The following is a 19,953-nucleotide window of genomic DNA, read 5'->3' as shown; positions in this document are numbered from 1 at the left end:
TGTTTTGCAAAAAACTTGCCTTTAAAGTTGAGAATTTAAAGACAAGTTGATTTTCTAATTCTTTACTTCGCGCTCTCTGCGCCTCTGTGGTTCGTTAAAGTTGCTTCACTTCCGAAACCAACTTCGCCACCATATCTTTCGCGCTACCAAATAACATTGTGGTTTTCTCTTTGTAGAACAACTCATTATCTACACCAGCAAAACCCGCACTCATCCCACGCTTGATGACAATTGTTTGCTTTGCCCGATCTACTTCCAAAATTGGCATTCCGTAAATTGGGCTACTGGTATCGCTACGCGCCGCTGGATTTACCACATCATTCGCGCCAATTACCAAAGCTACATCCGCTTGCTCAAATTGGGGATTGATATCATCCATGTCATACAACTGGGTGTAAGGCACATTCGCCTCTGCCAATAACACGTTCATGTGTCCGGGCATTCTCCCCGCAACAGGGTGAATGGCATACTTCACATCTACACCCATACGTTCTAATTGATCTGCCAATTCCCTTACGCTGTGTTGCGCTTGAGCAACTGCCATACCGTAACCAGGCACAATTACCACGTTCCGGGCATAACCCAACATCATCGCCCCTTCTTCGGGATCAATGCTGCGGACGGTTTGATCTGTTGCACCAGCCGCCGCCGCACCACCAGCCGCACTACCTGAACCAAAAGCACTGAATAGGACGCTGAACAGAGAACGGTTCATGGCTTTACACATGATTTCTGTCAGGATGAGGCCAGAAGCTCCCACCAATGCGCCAGCGATAATTAACATATTGTTCATTACCACAAACCCCGCGGCGGATGCAGCTACACCCGACAAGGAGTTCAACAGCGAAATTACCACGGGCATATCGCCACCACCAATAGGGATGACGAACATCACACCCAATACCAAAGAAACCCCAACTACTGCCAAGAATATAGGTAGGCTATCGGGCGTGACAATTAAGTAAGCACTACCAGCTAGATAAGCACCTAACAGCAACAAGTTAAATGGCTGCTGGAAAGGAAATGTAATGGGGGAACCGCTAATTAAACCTTGTAATTTGGCGAAGGCGAGAAAACTACCTGTGAACGTAACACCCCCAATCAACACATCCAACAACATAGAAATGTTGACATCTAGAGGGATGGGTTGGGAGTGTTCTAGTAATCGCCAAAATTCCGCCACAGCGACTAACGCTGAAGCTGCACCGCCCAAACCGTTGAGTAAACCCACCATTTGGGGCATTTCGGTCATTTGGACTTTATAGGCTGCGATCGCACCAATGCCTGAACCAATGGCCAAGCCTAACAAAATCATTTCATAATTCAGTACGTGCTGATCCAGCATTGTCGCCACAATTGCCAACAGCATCCCCACAGCCGCAATCACATTGCCATTCCGGGCGGTGGCGGGTGAACCCAGCTTTTTCAAACCGAAAATGAATAAGGATGCAGCGACTAAGTACGTCAGCTGAATTCCAGTTGGTAAAAAGTCGCTCACGCCTTAATCTCCTTTTTTTTGAACATTTGCAGCATTCTGTCGGTGACGAGGAAACCGCCCACAACGTTGACTGTGGCGAGGATTACTGCAATCAAACCCAGAATTACCGAAACACTTGTTTCTCTGGCACCAGCAGCTACTATCGCCCCCAGTACCGCAATGCCAGAAATCGCATTTGAACCGGACATTAAGGGTGTATGTAGGGTTGGTGGGACTTTGTTAATGACTTCAAAGCCGATAAAAGATGCCAAAACAAATACAAACAAAGCAGCAAGTAATGCTTCTGTCATGAAATAAAAACTCCTTGGTGAAAGGAACCGCCGATGAACTCCGTACTCTTCATCTGCGTTTATCGGCGGTTAATATTCTGCTTAATTAACTGCGGTTTGTTGAGTGTTGATAGCTTGCAGTGCATCTTTAACACGTTGATTACGAATCTCGCCTGCGTGGGTAATGCAAGCTGCATCAACGATGTCGTCTGCAAAGTTAATCTGCAAAGTTTTATCTTTGATTAACAGCTGCATCAAAGATGTCACGTTCTTGGCATACAGTTGGCTGGCGTGAACTGGCATAGATGAGGGAAGATTAATCGGGCCAATAATGGTTATGCCATTCCAGACAATATCTTTACCGGGATCGGTGCAAGCACAGTTCCCACCTTGTTCTGCTGCTAAATCGACAATCACCGAACCTGGTTTCATCTGTGCCACCATTTCTTCTGTGACTAGCAGTGGGGCTTTTCTTCCTGGTACTTGGGCGGTAGTAATGACGATATCAGCATTTTTGACGTGTTCAGTCACCACTTCTTGAGTCCGCTGTTTGCTGGCTTCGGAGATTTCTTTGGCATAACCACCAGCTGCTGTGGTTTCTTCTTCGAGTTTGACTTCGACGAATTTTGCCCCTAAGCTTTGGACTTCTTCTTTGACGGCGGGACGAATATCAAAGGCTTCGACAATTGCGCCTAAACGCCTGGCGGTGGCGATCGCTTGCAATCCTGCCACACCTGCACCCATAATAAATACTTTCGCTGGGGCGATGGTGCCGGCTGCGGTTGTCAGCATGGGGAAATATTTTGGTAATGCGGCGGCGGCGATTAAGACTGCTTTGTAACCTGCTAGTGAAGCTTGTGAGGACAAAGCATCCATACTTTGCGCTCTGGTGCTGCGGGGGATCAATTCCATGCTCAAAGCTGTAACTTTGCGGTTGGCTAACTGCTGCGCCACCACCGGATTTCCTAAAGGATTGAGAAAGCTAATTAAAACAGAGCCTTCTCGTAATAAATCAATTTCTGAGCGTCCATCTTCTCTTTCTTGTGGTGGACTAACTTTTAATAAAATATCTGCTTCGTTCCATAATTGAGCAGTATCAGTGATTATTTGAGCGCCTGCTGCTTGATATGCAGAATCACTAAAAAAGGAACGTTCTCCTGCACCTTTTTCTACCCAGACTTCTAAACCTTGTTTAACTAATCGGGCAACAGTGTCAGGATTTAATCCTACACGACGTTCACAAACTTCTATTTCTTTAGCAACTGCTATTCTCATGAAATCTCCTAGAGATAAATACTTACATCTCTGCAAAACCTGTGTCCCCCCGTAAGGGATGTCTCCTACTCCTACCTAGTGAAGCTGCCATTATTGCTAGAGATCGCTTGAATTTGTAGATTGAATCTTGAACTTTATCTTTCCTACTTTTAGTTCTCAGGCTAAAGCCGGATTTTACCCCTGGTATAGGTCACACTTGCTGATCGTGACCGATAGGTTTACATATTGCTAATGCTATGTTGATTCCCCAGTTTACATCTTTGTCTTTAGGTTCTTTTCCAGATTGAAAAATTTTGCCTTACTTACATAGTGGAATCTTCGTAAAAGTTTTAAAGCTTAATAATTTGATGATTTTTTAAAGATTACTATTTCATTGATACCAACTTATTTTTATTAATTTAGCCCAATCTCCAGAGCGATCGCTAATTTTATAGCTCAATTTTTATAACAAAGCTCTCAAAATTTAGATACACTTGTACATATTTAGCAACATATACGTTTTTGAAAGTGCTGTAAAGCCCTGCGGGCATGGCTGCGCTTAGAGCGGTAGCGGGGCGTTTAGCCAGTGCTGAGTTGAAAGTGCTGAGTAAACAGACTAGTATCTATTTCCAATAGAAACTGCCATAGGAGGCTGATGGCACTTTTTATTGGAACTAGTCGTCCATTGTCAAGAATTCAGTAGTAAAGTTTAGTTACGAATACTCAACTAAAGTATTTACATCAACCAGCTATATCTGCTAGAGGAGCCTAACTATGCAACGTTTACATTTTGGCAATTGGATTCGGCGCAAACCACAAGTAGCGATTCTTTCGGCTTTAGCAGTAACTAGCTGCCTAGTCACAGGATTGACAACTCAAGTCTTTGCACAAAGTTTACCTGGATTAACCCTATTCAGCGGCGTGAAAGCTGAAAACCAGCTGCCTTTCCGGTTAGATTTTGGTGGACAAACAAACAGTACTGATAGATACATCCTGAGAATTCCCCAGCAAAAAATGAAATTGGCAGTGGCTCAATTTGCCATTACCTATCCAAATTACTACAAAGGAAGTTTTGATCCCAAAAAAATAGAAGTGCGCGTCAAAGGCAAGAAAGTGCCTCTTTCGGAAGTTAAATGGGATAAGGAAGGTCGAATCATCGAAATATTTCCCCAAGAACCAGTCCCCGCAGGTCGCAGTGTTGAATTAGTTTTATCTAATGTTCAGAACCCTTCCTTCGGTGGAATTTACTATTTCAACTGTCAGGTTCTCTCACCTGGCGATACCCCACTACTGCGTTATGTAGGGTCTTGGATTTTAAGTATCAGCTAAGTCATGAGTCACTGGTCAATAGTCACTTGTTAGCTGTTGTATTCTTAGCTTCCCAACTTTCTGCTTTTTAACTATAGACTCTGGACTATTGACCATACACAATAGTAAGATTATAGATTGTGACTTTTTATAAGAATCGCCTTAGAGGACAACAGTATGAAAAGAACCCTGGGCGGCACATGCCGTAAGAGAAAAAGAACCTCCGGTTTTCGTGCCAGAATGCGTACACCAGACGGAAGAAACGTGATTAAAGCTAGAAGAAAAAGAGGACGTTATCGTCTGAGCGTTTAGAGCGTTTTCAGCAACTAGAGGGGCTGTGGCTTTGCCCAAGGCGAATCGATTAAAATCTCGCAAAGATTTTCAGGCAGTTTTCCGAGAAGGAACTCGGCGACAAAGTTCTCATTTCACCTTGAGAGCTTTACGGCCGAGACATTCTCCAGAACCTTCTGGGGATACTGCCAGCACAACTAAACTGGCAACTGAAGTCAAAAAAGTTGTTAGCACACAAATTGGCATATCAATCAGCACGAAAGTCAGTAAAAAAGCTGTCGTGCGTAACCGAATTAAACGTCAAATGGCAGCAGCTTTGCATCAGTTGTTGCCAAAATTATCTCCAGGATGGCGGTTGGTATTTGTGGTAAAGCCCACAGCAGCAGAATCTAAGTGCGGAAGCCAACAATTTCTGCAAGAATTAGAGCAGTTGTTGGCACAAGCTGAGGTATTGAATGGGCATTCGTGAAGAAGTTTATTATGAAGGCGGCCCTCACCTTGGGGACTTAATTCTCAACTTGTTGATTGGACTAACTGTTGTAGGTATCCCTTTAACAGTTGGAGCGATTGTCAGAGCATTATGGCTGCGTTACCGTATTACAGATCGCCGAATTTCTTTGAACGGTGGTTGGATGGGGCGCGATCGCACTGACATCATTTACTCAGAAATTGTCAAAATCGTCAAAGTTCCTCGTGGCGTTGGTATTTGGGGCGATATGGTAGTCACTCTCAGAAATGGCAGTCGTTTGGAAATGCGGGCAGTTCCGAACTTCCGCGAAGTATATGACTACATCAATGAAAGAATCGCTGCTAAAAACCCCACATACACTGGTGCTAAATAAAAAATAGGGAGTCGGGAGTCGGGAGTCGGGAACAGACAAAGCAATAGTTGCTTTGTATAAAATAAAAAATTCAAAACTTCCCACTTATCAAAAACTACCTACTCACCACTCCCCAAATTTCTTAATGTGCGGCTATCCGTAGCGAGAGATAGTCGCAGCCGAATCACGATTTAGATAAATTAGATTCAGTTAAATTTACAGTACCTCAGGTTGAATTCAGAATAATGGATTTTGGTATCGGCTTCCTCTCAAACAACGTCATGTTGCCAATCATAGACTTTTTCTACGGCATTTTGCCGAGCTATGGATTGGCGATCGTTGCCTTGACATTGATAGTCCGCTTTGCGCTTTATCCCCTGAGTGCTGGCTCAATCCGCAATATGCGGCGGATGAAAATAGTGCAGCCTCTCATGCAAAAGCGGATGCAAGAAATCAAAGAGCGCCATAAAGACGACCCGCAAAAGCAGCAAGAAGAAATGATGAACGTCCAAAAGGAGTTCGGCAACCCCTTAGCAGGATGTTTGCCATTGCTGTTGCAAATGCCTGTGTTGTTAGCGCTGTTTGCCACTTTACGGGGATCACCTTTTGCAGGTGTGAATTACTCCGTTAACCTACAAATCTTGCCATCTGAACAAATAGAAAGAATTCAACCACAAGCCTTTGCTACTGCCCCACAAAACATTTACGTGGCTGATGGGGAACACCATAAAGTAACTGCTATCCTCCCTAGCGGTAACAAACTAGCAGTGGGAGAAAAAACAAAAATACAATATCAGACTTTAGAAGGCAAACCTTTTGATGTTTTATTGACAGAACATCCAGAAACAAAGCTAACTCCAGAATGGAAAATCATTAAGGGGGAAGAAAGAATCAAAGTTGATGCTCAAGGTAACATCGAAGCCTTACAACCAGGAGATGTGACACTTCAAGGCACAATTCCCGGACTAGCAGCGGACAAAGGATTTTTGTTCATCGATGCCTTGGGTAGAGTTGGCGCAGTTGATCCCGACGGTATAATCCATTGGGATATTGTCGCTATGGTGATCTTCTTTGGTATCAGTCTCTACGTTAGCCAAATCCTCTCAGGGCAGAACTCCAGCGGTGGCAACCCACAACAGGATACAGTCAACAAAATCACCCCAGTGATCTTTTCGGGAATGTTTTTGTTCTTTCCCTTACCTGCTGGGGTACTGATGTATATGGTGATTGGTAATATTTTCCAAACTCTGCAAACTTATATTCTTTCCCGTGAACCCTTATCAGAGGAACTGCAAAAAATTGTAGCCATCCAAGAGAAAGAAACAGTAGCAGAACAAAAATCGTTACCTTTTGAACCAAAAAGTTCTAAGAAAAAGGCTACAGGTTGATAGATGAGTAACAGTTCCATGCAGCGAGGTCAGCAGTGGTTAAAATCACTGCTGGAACTTACAGGGGTCTCTGCGGAGATTCGGGGTGATATAGAAGTAGCCCAACCTCAAGATGAGGATACCCCAGAACCAGATAATTACTGGTTAACAATTGAAGAAACCAACTTAACACCAACGCAAATCCGAGTTTTCATCGGTGCTGATGGTTCTGTGCTGGATGCAATTCAGTATCTAGCTAATTCTGTCCTTAACCTGAACCAACCACAGGAAGAACAAGCATCCTACACCATTGAGTTGAATGGTTATCGGTTAAAAAGACAAGCGGAAATTCGCGCTTTGGCTGAAGCAGCCGCAGACGAAGTGCGGACTTTTGGCAGAGAAGTGGAAATTAAATCCCTCAGTTCAGCTGAACGGCGGCAAATCCACACCTTCCTCAAGGAATTTTCTGAGTTAGAAACCTTCAGCCGCGGTAAAGAGCCACATCGTCATTTGGTTGTACGTCCGGCTGTAGAACTATAAAAGCTCACCCAGTCAGCAATTTCAACTGTTCTAAGAGCTAAAATTAAAGATGTATTATCAGCAGAATTGCTGATTGGCAACATAACTGTTAGTGAGGATGTCTCACAAATCCTATGGACGCAATTTTTATTCCGCAGCTCACCAAAGCCCCGGAGCGGACAGAGGAAATTCAGGTTCAAGAGTTTCTGCCGGGACTAGAAACGTTGACACCAGTTCGGGGTCGTGTGCGTGTGCAGCATCACGGCAATTACCTAGAAGTGTCCGGTCAGGCAGAAACTATTATTACTTGTATATGTAACCGCTGTTTGCAACAGTACAATCGTCGGTTAGCGCTGAACACCAAAGAAATTATTTGGTTGGATGAAGCCGCCAATCAACCACAAGACTTGCCCCTAGAACGGGAAATAGCGATGGAAGACTTGGTAGAAACTCTGTCACTCAATGGATATTTTTATCCTAGTGAATGGCTATATGAACAAATGTGTTTAGAAATGCCTCAGCGACAGTTGTGTGACTTGAATTGTCCAGGTATTTTGAAAAGTGTTGATATGAGTTCAGAAAAGCCTGCTGATAACCGCTGGGCTGGTTTGGAAGCATTGAAAAAGCAACTTCCTGGTTAGTGTTTCATCTATTGGTGAATGCAGGAATTTTGTTGATTAATTTCCGGCTTAGTTAAGTTTTGCGATCGCCTGAGCAAATGCCTAAAAACGCTGTAAGAGAAAATTTTGGGTGATCGCACTCTTAAACATAGAGTTTTGACGAAGAAGATTTACTTAAGTTACACAGATATTTGTTGCATTAATCTCTAACTATTGTTAGAGTGACAAATCTTAAGTCTCAAATACTATGGGTTAACAGAATGCCTGTAAAAATAAGCTCTCTTACTTCCAGGAGTATAAGTACACTCGCCTACTCTTTCGCCAGTCACAACAAAATTCAATTTTTCATTCTATTTTGATCACACCTAGCAAAATGGCAAGATCTCTATTATGAATTTAGTTATTTTCTGGGTTTAGTCTAGAGATAGTTGGGTAAAAAATTATCTTAGTGTCTCAGAACACTTTCTGTATCACAATTTTCTGCCAATCTATATAATATCGATAGAAATAAGCATCTCGTCTCTGCAAGTTTTTCTACCGAACTCCATATATTTATTTAGGAGGCGTAAATTATTTATTACCCAACATTTAGGTAGTACTAAACTAGGACTTAACTATACTCTTCATTGACTAGCCAAACAAAGGCGTAAAGGACATTAAAGAGTATTAAAGCTTTTGATCCATCATAGGTTAGGCTACAAATAGCTGGTAAACACGATATCCGTAACTTTTCTGTGGTTGCCTAGTACTAAATCTGGATACTCTTAAGGCGAATCGCTGTAAGTTATGATCTCTACTCACAGAAGTATATGAAGAAACAATAATTTTTGAATTTCTGTCTGATAAATTAAACTTGCAAACTGAATAGTTTGATACGGCAAACTTAACAGTTATCTCATACCCTAAGCTAGGTAGTTAATTAACTACTGCAAATATTATCCGGGAATTGTAATGAATAGCTTACAATACCAGTGGGTGAGAAAATCTAAAAAAAATATAAAAGTGACTAAAATGACTGTGGTGTCTGGAGGAAAAACGTGTTTCTGAGACTAGCGCATCAGCATCGACAATTTGTTCAAGACTTGGTCATGAACCTGCAAGCCTTGGCTATTGTATTAGAACGACGCGGTTATCCTGCGTCTTGTTATACCTGTGGCGACCAAATGAATAGTGCTTCATTTATGGTGAGCCTAGGAAATAACCACCTGATTAGATTTTTGGTATCAGATTATGGGATTACTTGGACAGAAATGCGGGATGACCGCGAATTAATGAAGTTAGAAGGAGCAGAAGCAATTAACCAGTTACAGGAACTAGCAAATCTTGTGAAGCAATCTGCACCAGCTTATGCGAGTGGTAAAGCCTTAGCCAAAAAGAGTTAAGGATTTCTGGATCTGATGGGTTATTTTCTAACAAACTCCAAGAATAAATTGCTCATTCACAATGGCTCACTGGTAATTGGTAATTGGTAATTGTGGCAGGGTTTTTCATCCCCCATTACCTATTCACCATTACCTTCAATAAGATTAATTAATGACTAGATTGTGAAATGTTTTGTGTCCGTGAACTAAGATAGAAAAAATTTTTCAGAGCTTGTGCATCTGCGATAGTGAGGATAAATCACTGTCATTTAGGAAAAAATGGCGAATTTACCAAGCAAGTACTATTGGTGATGTCATTGTTTTGTGTGACATTTAAGATCATTGAATTTTTGGTTGCTGTGTCTGTGATGTGAGCATCAAGCAACTAATGTATCTCTTGAGAAATGATAATGAGAATTATGCCATGCGATCGCAAGATAATTTTGGCGATTTTGTGGCATAGATGTCTACTTTTTGTGATATCCCAGATGTGGAAAACTATAATTTTTCACAAACTGGAAAATGTCTGAATCACAACCAAGCCCAGCACTACCACCAACCGATGCTATCGAAATTACAGATAGCCGTGCTTTTGAAAGTTGGTTTGAATATCCCATCAGAGTGCAACCCCATCATACCGACTATGCAGGTATTGTCTGGCATGGGACTTATCTGACTTGGATGGAAGAAGCAAGAGTAGAGTGTTTACGTTCTATTGGGATTGAATTTGCTGATTTAGTTGCACTAGGCTGTGATTTACCTGTGGTAGAACTTTCAGTACGCTATCACCGTTCAATTCAATTGGGTATGCAGGCTGTAGTTAAAACTCGGATGACTGAAGTGACTGGTGTTCGGATTAACTGGGATTATGCAATTGTTTCAGTTGATGGACAGCAATTGTATGTCACGGCTAAAGTAACCTTGGTAGCATTAGATCGAGAAAGAGGTAAGATTATGCGTCAGCTACCTGTAAGCGTTAAGGATGCGCTGGCTAGAATTTCTGCGTTACATGGTAATTAATTAAGAATTCAGCAGTTAGTTAGAACTCTTGATTAAATAGGAACAGGGAACGGGTAACAGGGAAATACCCATACTTAAAATTAGGAAACCATTTACATGGGTGGGTTTTCCTACTTGAATAAACAGGCGTGAGCTTGTGTCTAATATTCGGATGGGTTTTCAAAACTGTTCCCTGTACCCCAAGAACATGGTCAGACTTGTTGCTTGAAATCTGATTACTTATTAACGCGAATCTGCGAAAGAGTTTGAGTAAACTGAATTATCTGATGCCAAATATCCTGTGGTGTAATGCCAAAACCCACTTGTAATAAAACAATAATTGCAGCAATAGTTAAGGCATTGCTCACAGTTGTTTTGACAATTTTCCACAATATTGTAAATACAATCCAAGCAATAATTAAAGTAGGAATCATTATAATTTTAAATTCGTAATTGGGAAAGATTATAAAACTATTGTTTGGTAATAATACCTGAAATTGAAACATGAATTCATGACAGGTGCTATTCTTTAGAAAAAATTTATAAAAACAAGATTCCCGACTTCATCTGATAAGTCGGGAATCTGAGTCTCTGAATTTTTACAAATCAAATAGGATTGCTATATCTGAGTTTTTATGGCAAAGAAATCATCTTTGGGGAAGTTACTAAATTTTTAGTTGCTGTTAAAACTTCTTGTCTTGCCCATTGATCTGCTGCCAAAATGTCATCTAAAGAAGGATTTTTACAGTTATCATTTTGATGGCGATCGCATACCCATTCAATGCACCGAGGAATATCTAAAAAGCTAATTTTCTCTGCTAAAAATAAAGCTACAGCTTGCTCATTGGCAGCATTTAAAACAGCCGGCATGGAGCCACCTGCTTTACCTGCGCTATATGCTAACTGCATACAAGGGTACTTTTGATGATCTGGTTCACGGAAGGTGAAACTGCCAGCTTTGACTAAATCGAGACGTTCCCAATCAGTGTAAATGCGATCAGGCCAAGATAAAGCATATAACAGGGGTAAACGCATATCCGGCCAGCCTAATTGGGCTAACACAGAGGTGTCTTGTAACTCAATTAATGAGTGAATGATGCTTTGAGGATGGATGACAATTTCAATCTTGTCGTAATCTAAGCCAAACAAAAAGTGAGCTTCAATTACTTCCAATCCTTTATTCATCAAAGTAGCCGAGTCTACCGTAATTTTTTTGCCCATTGACCAATTTGGGTGTTTGAGGGCATCGGCGACTGTGACTTCTGGTAACTTTTCTACAGGCCAATCACGGAAAGCACCACCAGAGGCTGTAAGTAAAATCTTCCGCAAGCCGTCTTGAGGAACCCCTTGCAGGCATTGAAATATGGCTGAGTGTTCAGAATCAGCAGGTAAGAGTTTTACCCCATGTTTTTCCACTAAGGGGAGAACTACAGGGCCGCCAGCAATTAAGGTTTCTTTATTGGCGAGGGCAATATCTTTACCTGCTTCAATGGCGGCGATAGTTGGTAATAAACCAGCACAACCAACAATACCTGTAACAACAGTCTCGGCATCGCCATAGCGGGCAACTTCAATTACTCCAGCCTTACCAGCCAGTAAAATCGGCTGGGGATCGAGGTCTTGGATCGCTGCTTGGAGTGCGGGTAATTTATCTTCAGCAGCGATCGCTGCTATACTCGGCCGAAACTGCCGAATTTGCTCCGCCAACATCTCCACATTATTCCCTGCTGCCAATCCCACAATCCGAAACTTATCTGGGTACTGAGCGACAATATCTAAAGTCTGAGTACCAATTGAGCCAGTGGAACCAAGAAGAGTAATAGCTTTCACAATTGCTTAAGGATTTACAGATAACTCCCACTATAAATTGCTTGGGACTCAGATATAACAGCGATCGCCACAATCATTCATCAAAAGTTCTGAGGGTTGCGAAAAAGTGTGAAAATATTGGCATTATTGCTCAGACACCAAATTTCTGAATGGATAAAAATTTTTATCTCCAGTATGCTGCCGTTGAGGATCAACATTGGTGGTTTGTCGGTCGCCGCCGAATTGTAGAGGAATTGATTCGTCAACTCAAACTTCCGAAAAATGCCAAAATTCTAGAGGCTGGCTGTGCCACTGGTGGTAACTTAAGTATGTTAGCTCGTTACGGTGAAGTTGCCGCAATGGAGTTAGATGAAACTGCTTGTCTATTGGCTAACGAACGGCGAATCACCACAGTACAACAAGGTAGCTTACCTGATAAAATTCCGTTTACTAGCCAGTATGACTTAATAGTGATCTTAGATGTTTTAGAGCATATTGATGATGATTTAGCTGCTTTAGAAGCATTGTCTAACAGATTAAACCCAAATAGTTGCTTATTAATTACAGTGCCTGCTTATCAATTTTTATGGAGTTACCATGATGAGATTAATCATCATAAACGTCGCTATACATTGAAAAGATTAAAAAGAGTTGTGAAACAAGCTGGTTATGATGTCTGCTATGGTAGCTATTTTAATACTTGGTTGTTTCCCTTGGTTGCTGGAGTACGTTTATTAAAAAACATCCTCAAACTTGACAAAAAAGTGGATGCTAGTGGTGATTTAAATTTACCCGCGAAACCTATCAATAAATTTTTAACTTTTTTATTTGCCAGTGAACGTTTTTTAATGAAGCGATTCCGTCTACCTTTTGGGGTATCTATTGTGCTAATGGCACAGAAAAATTAATCGATATAAAAATTTTCAGTAAAAAATCATTGAAAAATATTATGAGATCGTCATTAACTCGTCCTGTAACTTGGATGATTGTTATAAGTACTATAATTTTATTTGCATCTAGCAGTTTACGGCACGAATTGTTTCAATCTAACTCTTTCGATTTAGGAATTTTTGACCAAGCAGCATATTTAATCAGTCAAGGAAAACCACCGATTTCTACGATCATGGGTTATCACATTCTTGGCGATCATGCAGCTTGGATTTGGTATCCCTTATCTTTACTGTATAAAATTTATCCTAGTGTTTACTGGCTATTCGCTGTACAAGCAATTGCATTAGCTTTAGGTGCTTTACCTACATGGATGTTAGCGCGTCAAGCTGGTTTAAAAGACAGTCAAGCGATCGCAATGGCTGCTGTGTATTTGTTATACCCTTTAGTATTTAATGTTAATTTGTTTGATTTCCACCCAGAAGTAATTGCTTTACCGCTAATATTAGCAGCAGTTTTAGCAGCACGTCTCAATCAAATCGGGTGGTTTTGCTTAGAGATATGTCTGATATTAGGGTGTAAAGCTGTACTTTCATTCACAGTTGCGGCGATGGGTTTTTGGTTATTTTTGTTTGAAAAGCGGCGTTTACATGGTGCGATCGCCATTTTTTTTGGAGTAGCTTGGTTTTTAATTGCAACTCAATTAATTATTCCTAATTTTAGCGGTGCAGAAGCAGCAGCAGTCGGACGTTATAGCTATTTAGGTAACTCAGTTTTAGAAATTGCTAAAAATATAATTTCTCAACCAGGATTGATTTTAGGAAAAGTATTTGTATTAAGCAATTTAGAATATTTATTACTGCTATTAGCACCTGTAATTTGGGGTTTTTCATTTGTAGGGATGAAACCTCTAGTAGCTGCTATGCCTTGCTTGGCACTTAACTTAATTGCCGATTATCAACCACAAAAAGATTTAGTTCACCAGTATTCTTTACCAGCTTTACCATTTATTTTGTTAGTTTTAATTTCTAGCTTGGCCGCTGGAAAAGGATTAATCCAACATAAACGAGCAATTATTATCTGGTCATTGATAGCATTTTTGAGTTTAGCAAGATATACGCATTTTTTTGGTAAATATTTTCAGCACCTTGATACTTGGCAAGCTACACGAGAAGCGATCGCTTTAGTGACAACTCAAGGGAGTGTGATAACTACAGAAAAAATTGCTTCACATTTAACTCATAGAGAATTAATTCAAACAACCTCAGCTAATGAGGCAAATATTGATAACTTAAATACTTTTAATTATGTATTACTAAATCTCCGTCATCCTGGCTGGAGAAATTTTACAGATGCGAATATTAGTATAGTAAATCAACTAAAAAAATCTGCAATATTTGATTTAAAGTATCAACGTGGCGATGTTTACTTATTTATTAAAAAATAATTTTTAGAAAAGTTAATGTTTATGAAAAAACACTATAAATTTGATCCTCTATGGTTTATGATTGTTACAAGTAGCGTAATTTTATTTATATGTAGCAGCTTACGACATTTGTTATTTCAATCTACTGCCTTGGATTTAGGAATGTTTGACCAAGGCACTTATTTAATTAGTCAAGGTATACCACCTATTTCTTCTTTTACTAATTATCACATTCTTGGTGATCATGCTGCTTGGATTTGGTATCCGTTGGCTTTACTTTACAAAATTTATCCCAGCGTTTATTGGTTATTTGCTGTACAAGCAATTGCATTAGCCTTGGGTGCATTACCTGCATATCAATTAGCCCGCCAAGCTAAATTAAACGAAAATCAAGGGCTAACTATTGCTGCTATTTACCTACTGTATCCTTTAGTATTTAATGTCAATTTGTTTGATTTTCATCCAGAAGTTATAGCTGTACCAGCACTTTTATGGTCAGTTTTCGCTATGAGAAATCAAAAAATTGGATGGTTTTGTCTGAGTATTTTCTTAGTTTTGGGATGTAAAGCAGTTTTAGGATTAACAGTTATAGGACTGGGTATTTGGTTACTGTTTTTTGAACGACGTTTATATGGAGCGATCGCAATTATTAGTGGTGTTGCTTGGTATGCGATCGCTAACAAAATTATTATTCCTCTAATTGGTGGCGATGCAGCTTCAATAGACCGTTATCTTTTTCGCTATCAATACTTGGGTAACTCTTTTACGGAATTAATTAATAATTTATTTTTTCAACCAGGATTAGTTTTGCCGAAACTTTGTTCTTGGGATAATTTAGCATATTTAATATTATTATTTATCCCTATTATTTGGGGTATTTCTTGGCAAGGAATAGCACCTTTAATTGGCGCATTACCTTGTGTTATGCTGAACTTACTGGCTGACTATCAACCACAAAAAGATTTAATTCATCAATATTCTGTTCCAGCTTTGCCATTTATAATATTATCTGTGATTGCGAGTTTATCGTTAGGTAAAGGATTGCTCCAAAATAGACGTATAATTATTTTATGGTCAATTGTTGCATTTTTGAGTTTGGCAAAGTTTACTTATTTTGGTGGTAAATATCTAAAATCTTTGGATACTTGGCAAGCTACAAAAGAGGCAATTGTTCAAATTCAGCCAAATAAAAGTGTCCTAACTACAGATGAAATCGCGCCTCATTTAACTCATAGAAAATTAATTAAGTTGATAGCTACTCCAGCGGCACAAATTAATTTAAAGGTCTTCGATTATGTATTGCTGAATCTGCGTCATCCTGGTTTATCAAGTAACCCAGAGTTTGATCAAGATTTAGTTAAATTACTCAACAATAGTCAAGATTTTAAGCTGCAATATCAGCGTGATGATGTTTTGTTATTTCAAAAGTCTAATTTATAGTTTATTTGATGGTGCAATTAAATTAAATCCTTCAGCAGTACCAAGATTTTGACCATCAACTAAAGTAATCTTTTTTAAAGTGGTGTCGTCTATAAGTAAATAAGCTGACTGAGATAACCTTGTTTCTAATTCCCTAGAATTTTGAGGTATAACTTTGCAATCACAGTAGAAATTTAAGCTAGGACGGCTATAAGCAAATGATGTGTAAATTGTTGTTCCTGGTAAAACATGGTTGCGAATTAAGGTTGCAACTGGTTTAACTGGGAATGCTTCATTTAATTCCCAAATCCAAGATTGCGAACTCATCAATAGTAATAAGACTAAATACATACCAGAAAACAACACAGGAATAAATCTGCGATCGCAATTATAAATTAACCATGCAACAACACTCATACTGATTGTTAAAACAAGACTCATGACTATTAGTACAGGCTCTTCTTGTGCAAGAATAAAGTAAACAATACCGCCTAAACCTGCGATCGCCATAATAACTATAAATACTAACCAAATCCTAGAATTAAATGCCTGTTTCTGCCAAACTTCGCTGAGTTTTGCCCCAATTGCCAATGCTAAAAATGGGTACAAAGGCATAACATACCACGGCAGCTTTGTAGTTATTAAAGAAATAGCTACAAAGTAAACAGTTGTACCAACTAAAACTAAAGTACCCCAGCTAGAATCCCGTTTTTTCCAAGCTAGATAAAATCCTCCTGGCCAAAATAACAACCAGGGAAAAGCGTATTTCAATAACTCAAGTAAATAATACCAAGGAGCGCCTGTATTACCTTCAACAGGTTGGGCTATGCGGTCAAAGGTTTGTGCTTGTAAATTTATCTGTAAGAAATTACTACCATAATATTGCCATTGAGCAATATACCACGCGATCGCCGGCGCAATTCCCAACAAAATTCCTGTCCATAAATAGGGGTTACGGAACACTGCTAATTGCGACGATACCAAAATGAATAATCCAGCGATACCCCCCAGCAACAAAACTAGCATTCCTTTAGTCAGAGTAATTAATCCCAGACAAAATCCCACACCTAAAGCCCAAGGTTTTTGCTGACGTGACTTTAATAAGCAAAATAACAATAGTAAGAAAAAAGTAATGCTTGTACCATCTAACATTGCCAAGCGTCCATGACGCACTACAGGCAAAGTTGTTAAGTAAACTAAAGCCGCAAACAAAGCTGATAAACTATCGTTAAACAGCAAACCCCCCACTAAATAAAGTAAAGGCACTCCCAAAGCGGTTAACACAGCAGCAGGTAAGCGTGTTGTCCATTCATTCACACCTCCCAAAGAGTAAGACCAAGCAATTAACAAGTGCATCAGAGGCGGCTTATTATGATAAGGTTCACCTGATAAAGTTGGATACAGCCAATGCAGAGAACCAAAGGATGCACGCCAAATTTCACGGGCGACTTGCGCCACTGTACCTTCATCCCAGTCTCGTAAGGGGGAGTTTCCCAAACATATCAGCCACAGAAGTAAAGAACACAGTAGCAAGCTAAATAGCCATTCTTTTTCTCGGAATGGGCGCATATATACATTTAGTTTAATTATTTAATCGTGTGTTTATTGATGACAATAACTAGATATAATCTCAATTACTTTAGAAGGACTTTTATATAAAAAACTACATCAATAATTTTATAGTATATGTTTGTCTGAATCTTGCCTTAACTTGCAGCATTGATTTCATAATCTGATAAAAACAGTGATTCAACCAATATACTCTTTAGTAATTCCCATTTATAACGAAGAAGAAAATATTACGGAAATGTATCGTCGTCTGCATCATGTGGCAGAGCAGTTAGACGGTGAAGTTGAGTTAATTTTAGTAGATGATGGTAGCCGCGATCGTTCTTTGAGTATGATTCGTGAACTGCGCCATCTCGATAGTCGAGTACGTTACCTCAGTTTTGCGCGGAATTTTGGACATCAAATTGCTGTTACAGCTGGGCTAAATTTTGTCCAAGGCAAATGTGCAATTATCATGGATGCGGATCTGCAAGATCCCCCAGAATTAATCTTCCAGATGCTAGAGAAATGGCAACAAGGCTATGAAGTAGTGTATGCTCAACGTCTATCGCGTAAACAAGAAAGTTCGCTAAAACGCTTTACTGCTTATGCTTTTTATCGTATTCTCCGACGGTTATCTCATGTTGATATACCGACAGATACGGGAGATTTTTGTTTACTAGATCGGCAAGTTGTGGATATTCTCAATGCTATGCCCGAACGGAACCGTTATATTCGCGGCTTACGCGCTTGGGTGGGTTTTCGCCAAACTGCGGTACTTTTTGAACGGGAACCGCGTTTTGCGGGCAAAGTTAAGTATACCTTTGGTAAGTCCTGGGCTTTGGCTATTGATGGCATTATTTCTTTTTCCACAGTGCCATTAAAGTTAGCTACTTATATAGGGATGGTAGCAGCTGCGATCGCCCTGTTGATGATCATCCTAGTACTATACTGGCGCTTATTTGACCATGCTAGTCCTTTAATCGGCTACAGCTTGATTACAATTGCTATATTTTTTCTCGGTTCTGTGCAGTTAATTTGTATAGGAATTTTAGGTGAGTATATTGGGCGAATTTATGAAGAAGTTAAAGCCCGCCCTATATATACTGTCAAAGAAACTGGTGGGTTGATTAAAATTTCCGAAATGCAGTCTAGATCGTGACTTGGAATCAAGCTAAGAAATAGTTATAAAATTGCAATTTTGCTGCCAGAAAGTACAATTCAATGACCCCACAAGAATTTAGTTTACTAATTGTATCAGTCCTGATCAGTTCAGCAGGACAATTTTTTTTGAAAATAGGTGCCAACAAATTAGGTAAGGTTCATCTAGGGAACGCAATTAATCACATTCTCAGTATTATCACCATACCAGAACTTTTAATCGGATTAACTTGCTATGGCATAGGTGCTATGTTTTACATTCTCCTACTCACGCGAGTTAATCTCAGTGTTGCTGGCCCATCTATATCTATTGGGTATATTTTTTCTGTCTTGCTAGGATATTGGATATTGAAAGAACCTATCACTCTAATGCGTTTGTTTGGTTTGGGCTTTATTGTAGTGGGAGTAATATTAGTAGTTTGGCGGAAATAATAGCAAGCTAGTTTGCATTCAAGCTGCATATTCAAGGAGTGGGGACTGTCATTATTCATTAGTCTTTTGTCAATACAAATGACCAAGGATGACCTTCACCAGTGGTTCAGTAATTTGGACGTATTTTAGTTTATACCAGTATCTAACTCACAATTTCCTTTGGTTGCAAACCAACTTGCCAGCGCAGGAGTAAGGCAGAAACAGCCATTAAGCAACCCCAAACTATTGGCAACCAAACAATTGCCCAGTCATCACCAGGTAGTTTTATCTTGAATCCTTCACTTAGCCAGTAAATACCAAATCCCATTAGTAGCATAGCAGCTGTAAATTTCATTGGTTTGATAGGTACTTGATTAAGTGGCGTGCGGAATAAAAATGCTACTACAACTAAACCAAATGCTGCTGCGGAAGCACCACCAGCAGCTTCTAGCCATTTACCACCAGTAGCACCCAAGGTGACAACAGCGATCGCTACCTCTACACTATCTAATAATGCTCCTTTAAAAGTTGTCGCGATCGCAAACCAGTTCCAGCCTAATTGATTACCTGTATTTGCCAATTCTGTTTCTAGGTCGTCTTCTTCATCTTTACGCTTTTTGGGAATGCCTGCATAATACTTGACAATTGAGCGCGTCCATTTTTGTCCAAAGGCTAACAAGAAAACTCCCGCGACAATTCTAAGTATGTCTACAGGGATGATTGTCAAACTTGTACCGAGAATTAAGGAAGCAAGTAGAGTCAAACCAATACCACTACCCGCACCCACAAAAGCATTACGCCACCCTGCTAATTTACCTACAATCAGTACAAGTCCGAGGATTTCGACTAATTCAATTAAAGAGCCGACAAAACTAGCCAGAAAAATTTCCCAATTCATTTGTTTTAATTCCTGAAAAGTGTTTCTTAGCCATTAAAAATCAAGAATTACTCATATTAATTAAAATAAACTACTAAAGAGTATAT

The 19,953-nt window shown here is 39.9% G+C and carries 21 protein-coding genes; 14 read left to right on the top strand and 7 right to left on the bottom strand.

The annotated features are described in order from the left end of the window. Positions 1 to 94: 94 nt before the first annotated feature. The 3 genes from NOS7107_RS01070 to NOS7107_RS01060 form a co-directional block, all read right to left on the bottom strand. Complete coding sequence (locus NOS7107_RS01070; protein WP_015111135.1) at positions 95 to 1,498, bottom strand: NAD(P)(+) transhydrogenase (Re/Si-specific) subunit beta; 1,404 nt, start codon at positions 1,496 to 1,498, stop codon at positions 95 to 97. Next, entirely contained in the window at positions 1,495 to 1,788 is a 294-nt protein-coding gene (locus NOS7107_RS01065; RefSeq protein ID WP_015111134.1) for an NAD(P) transhydrogenase subunit alpha, read from the bottom strand. The genes NOS7107_RS01070 and NOS7107_RS01065 overlap by 4 nt, the downstream gene beginning before the upstream one ends. 81 nt (positions 1,789 to 1,869) lie before the next feature. After that, positions 1,870 to 3,042, bottom strand: a complete 1,173-nt coding sequence (locus NOS7107_RS01060) for a Re/Si-specific NAD(P)(+) transhydrogenase subunit alpha (RefSeq protein ID WP_015111133.1) — start codon at positions 3,040 to 3,042, stop codon at positions 1,870 to 1,872. A 753-nt stretch (positions 3,043 to 3,795) separates the two neighbouring features. Between NOS7107_RS01060 and NOS7107_RS01055 the strand changes: the two genes are divergently transcribed. The 9 genes from NOS7107_RS01055 (at position 3,796) to NOS7107_RS01020 (ending at position 10,328) form a co-directional block, all read left to right on the top strand. Beyond that, complete coding sequence (locus tag NOS7107_RS01055) at positions 3,796 to 4,350, top strand: DUF2808 domain-containing protein (RefSeq protein ID WP_015111132.1); 555 nt, start codon at positions 3,796 to 3,798, stop codon at positions 4,348 to 4,350. 156 nt (positions 4,351 to 4,506) lie between these two features. Beyond that, positions 4,507 to 4,641, top strand: a complete 135-nt coding sequence (gene rpmH, locus NOS7107_RS27485) for a 50S ribosomal protein L34 (RefSeq protein ID WP_015111131.1) — start codon at positions 4,507 to 4,509, stop codon at positions 4,639 to 4,641. 25 nt (positions 4,642 to 4,666) lie between these two features. Continuing rightward, positions 4,667 to 5,089, top strand: coding sequence for a ribonuclease P protein component (gene rnpA, locus NOS7107_RS01050; protein WP_015111130.1), 423 nt, complete (start codon positions 4,667 to 4,669; stop codon positions 5,087 to 5,089). Beyond that, entirely contained in the window at positions 5,076 to 5,462 is a 387-nt protein-coding gene (locus NOS7107_RS01045) for a PH domain-containing protein (RefSeq protein ID WP_015111129.1), read from the top strand. The genes rnpA and NOS7107_RS01045 overlap by 14 nt, the downstream gene beginning before the upstream one ends. 224 nt (positions 5,463 to 5,686) lie before the next feature. Beyond that, entirely contained in the window at positions 5,687 to 6,829 is a 1,143-nt protein-coding gene (gene yidC, locus NOS7107_RS01040; protein WP_015111128.1) for a membrane protein insertase YidC, read from the top strand. Between the two features lie 3 nt (positions 6,830 to 6,832). Next, the gene (locus NOS7107_RS01035) at positions 6,833 to 7,348 is read left to right on the top strand and encodes a R3H domain-containing nucleic acid-binding protein (RefSeq protein WP_015111127.1); all 516 of its coding nucleotides are present in this window, start codon (positions 6,833 to 6,835) and stop codon (positions 7,346 to 7,348) included. 113 nt (positions 7,349 to 7,461) lie between these two features. Further along, positions 7,462 to 7,968, top strand: coding sequence for a DUF177 domain-containing protein (locus NOS7107_RS01030; protein ID WP_015111126.1), 507 nt, complete (start codon positions 7,462 to 7,464; stop codon positions 7,966 to 7,968). 1,016 nt (positions 7,969 to 8,984) lie between these two features. Then, positions 8,985 to 9,329, top strand: coding sequence for a DUF1815 family protein (locus tag NOS7107_RS01025; protein WP_015111125.1), 345 nt, complete (start codon positions 8,985 to 8,987; stop codon positions 9,327 to 9,329). Between the two features lie 501 nt (positions 9,330 to 9,830). Next, positions 9,831 to 10,328 carry a thioesterase family protein gene (locus tag NOS7107_RS01020; RefSeq protein WP_015111124.1) on the top strand — a complete coding sequence of 166 codons (498 nt, stop codon included), beginning with the start codon at positions 9,831 to 9,833 and terminating at the stop codon, positions 10,326 to 10,328. A 215-nt stretch (positions 10,329 to 10,543) separates the two neighbouring features. On the opposite strand, the gene NOS7107_RS01015 is transcribed toward NOS7107_RS01020, so the two are convergent. Then, positions 10,544 to 10,741: a hypothetical protein gene (locus NOS7107_RS01015; protein ID WP_044500417.1), complete on the bottom strand. Its 198-nt coding sequence runs from the start codon at positions 10,739 to 10,741 to the stop codon at positions 10,544 to 10,546. A gap of 199 nt (positions 10,742 to 10,940) precedes the next feature. Continuing rightward, positions 10,941 to 12,137 (bottom strand): 1-deoxy-D-xylulose-5-phosphate reductoisomerase, encoded by a 1,197-nt coding sequence (gene dxr / locus NOS7107_RS01010; protein WP_015111122.1) that lies wholly within the window; start codon positions 12,135 to 12,137, stop codon positions 10,941 to 10,943. A gap of 149 nt (positions 12,138 to 12,286) precedes the next feature. Between dxr and NOS7107_RS01005 the strand changes: the two genes are divergently transcribed. The 3 genes from NOS7107_RS01005 to NOS7107_RS00995 are packed head-to-tail and all read left to right on the top strand — an operon-like array spanning position 12,287 to position 15,870. Beyond that, positions 12,287 to 13,024 (top strand): bifunctional 2-polyprenyl-6-hydroxyphenol methylase/3-demethylubiquinol 3-O-methyltransferase UbiG, encoded by a 738-nt coding sequence (locus NOS7107_RS01005; RefSeq protein WP_015111121.1) that lies wholly within the window; start codon positions 12,287 to 12,289, stop codon positions 13,022 to 13,024. Between the two features lie 41 nt (positions 13,025 to 13,065). Beyond that, entirely contained in the window at positions 13,066 to 14,451 is a 1,386-nt protein-coding gene (locus NOS7107_RS01000) for a DUF2079 domain-containing protein (protein ID WP_015111120.1), read from the top strand. Between the two features lie 21 nt (positions 14,452 to 14,472). Further along, complete coding sequence (locus NOS7107_RS00995) at positions 14,473 to 15,870, top strand: DUF2079 domain-containing protein (RefSeq protein WP_015111119.1); 1,398 nt, start codon at positions 14,473 to 14,475, stop codon at positions 15,868 to 15,870. On the opposite strand, the gene NOS7107_RS00990 is transcribed toward NOS7107_RS00995, so the two are convergent. Further along, positions 15,865 to 17,418, bottom strand: coding sequence for a glycosyltransferase family 39 protein (locus NOS7107_RS00990; RefSeq protein ID WP_015111118.1), 1,554 nt, complete (start codon positions 17,416 to 17,418; stop codon positions 15,865 to 15,867). The two genes, NOS7107_RS00995 and NOS7107_RS00990, sit on opposite strands and share 6 nt — an antisense overlap. 175 nt (positions 17,419 to 17,593) lie before the next feature. On the opposite strand from NOS7107_RS00990, the gene NOS7107_RS00985 reads away from it, so the two are divergent. After that, positions 17,594 to 18,559 carry a glycosyltransferase family 2 protein gene (locus NOS7107_RS00985; RefSeq protein WP_015111117.1) on the top strand — a complete coding sequence of 322 codons (966 nt, stop codon included), beginning with the start codon at positions 17,594 to 17,596 and terminating at the stop codon, positions 18,557 to 18,559. Between the two features lie 62 nt (positions 18,560 to 18,621). Further along, the gene (locus NOS7107_RS00980; protein WP_015111116.1) at positions 18,622 to 18,990 is read left to right on the top strand and encodes an EamA family transporter; all 369 of its coding nucleotides are present in this window, start codon (positions 18,622 to 18,624) and stop codon (positions 18,988 to 18,990) included. 142 nt (positions 18,991 to 19,132) lie between these two features. Here the strand turns inward: NOS7107_RS00980 and NOS7107_RS00975 are convergent, their stop codons facing one another. After that, positions 19,133 to 19,867, bottom strand: a complete 735-nt coding sequence (locus NOS7107_RS00975; RefSeq protein WP_015111115.1) for a COG4280 domain-containing protein — start codon at positions 19,865 to 19,867, stop codon at positions 19,133 to 19,135. Positions 19,868 to 19,953: the final 86 nt, after the last annotated feature.

This window comes from Nostoc sp. PCC 7107 (assembly GCF_000316625.1).
Taxonomy (GTDB): domain Bacteria; phylum Cyanobacteriota; class Cyanobacteriia; order Cyanobacteriales; family Nostocaceae; genus Nostoc_B.
Note: the sequence above shows the minus strand (reverse complement) of the source record. Positions and strands in the feature narration are given on the sequence as shown.

Bases quoted from the DNA above. Each gene is read 5' to 3' on its own strand.
- NOS7107_RS00975 (WP_015111115.1), bottom strand. From the start codon at position 19,867: ATGAATTGGGAAATTTTTCTGGCTAGTTTTGTCGGCTCTTTAATTGAA.
- NOS7107_RS00990 (WP_015111118.1), bottom strand. From the start codon at position 17,418: ATGCGCCCATTCCGAGAAAAAGAATGGCTATTTAGCTTGCTACTGTGT.
- NOS7107_RS01030 (WP_015111126.1), top strand. From the start codon at position 7,462: ATGGACGCAATTTTTATTCCGCAGCTCACCAAAGCCCCGGAGCGGACA.
- NOS7107_RS01045 (WP_015111129.1), top strand. From the start codon at position 5,076: ATGGGCATTCGTGAAGAAGTTTATTATGAAGGCGGCCCTCACCTTGGG.
- NOS7107_RS01005 (WP_015111121.1), top strand. From the start codon at position 12,287: ATGGATAAAAATTTTTATCTCCAGTATGCTGCCGTTGAGGATCAACAT.
- NOS7107_RS01055 (WP_015111132.1), top strand. From the start codon at position 3,796: ATGCAACGTTTACATTTTGGCAATTGGATTCGGCGCAAACCACAAGTA.
- NOS7107_RS00980 (WP_015111116.1), top strand. From the start codon at position 18,622: ATGACCCCACAAGAATTTAGTTTACTAATTGTATCAGTCCTGATCAGT.
- NOS7107_RS01015 (WP_044500417.1), bottom strand. From the start codon at position 10,741: ATGATTCCTACTTTAATTATTGCTTGGATTGTATTTACAATATTGTGG.
- NOS7107_RS00995 (WP_015111119.1), top strand. From the start codon at position 14,473: ATGAAAAAACACTATAAATTTGATCCTCTATGGTTTATGATTGTTACA.
- NOS7107_RS01065 (WP_015111134.1), bottom strand. From the start codon at position 1,788: ATGACAGAAGCATTACTTGCTGCTTTGTTTGTATTTGTTTTGGCATCT.
- NOS7107_RS01000 (WP_015111120.1), top strand. From the start codon at position 13,066: ATGAGATCGTCATTAACTCGTCCTGTAACTTGGATGATTGTTATAAGT.
- NOS7107_RS01060 (WP_015111133.1), bottom strand. From the start codon at position 3,042: ATGAGAATAGCAGTTGCTAAAGAAATAGAAGTTTGTGAACGTCGTGTA.
- NOS7107_RS01020 (WP_015111124.1), top strand. From the start codon at position 9,831: ATGTCTGAATCACAACCAAGCCCAGCACTACCACCAACCGATGCTATC.
- NOS7107_RS01035 (WP_015111127.1), top strand. From the start codon at position 6,833: ATGAGTAACAGTTCCATGCAGCGAGGTCAGCAGTGGTTAAAATCACTG.
- rpmH (WP_015111131.1), top strand. From the start codon at position 4,507: ATGAAAAGAACCCTGGGCGGCACATGCCGTAAGAGAAAAAGAACCTCC.
- yidC (WP_015111128.1), top strand. From the start codon at position 5,687: ATGGATTTTGGTATCGGCTTCCTCTCAAACAACGTCATGTTGCCAATC.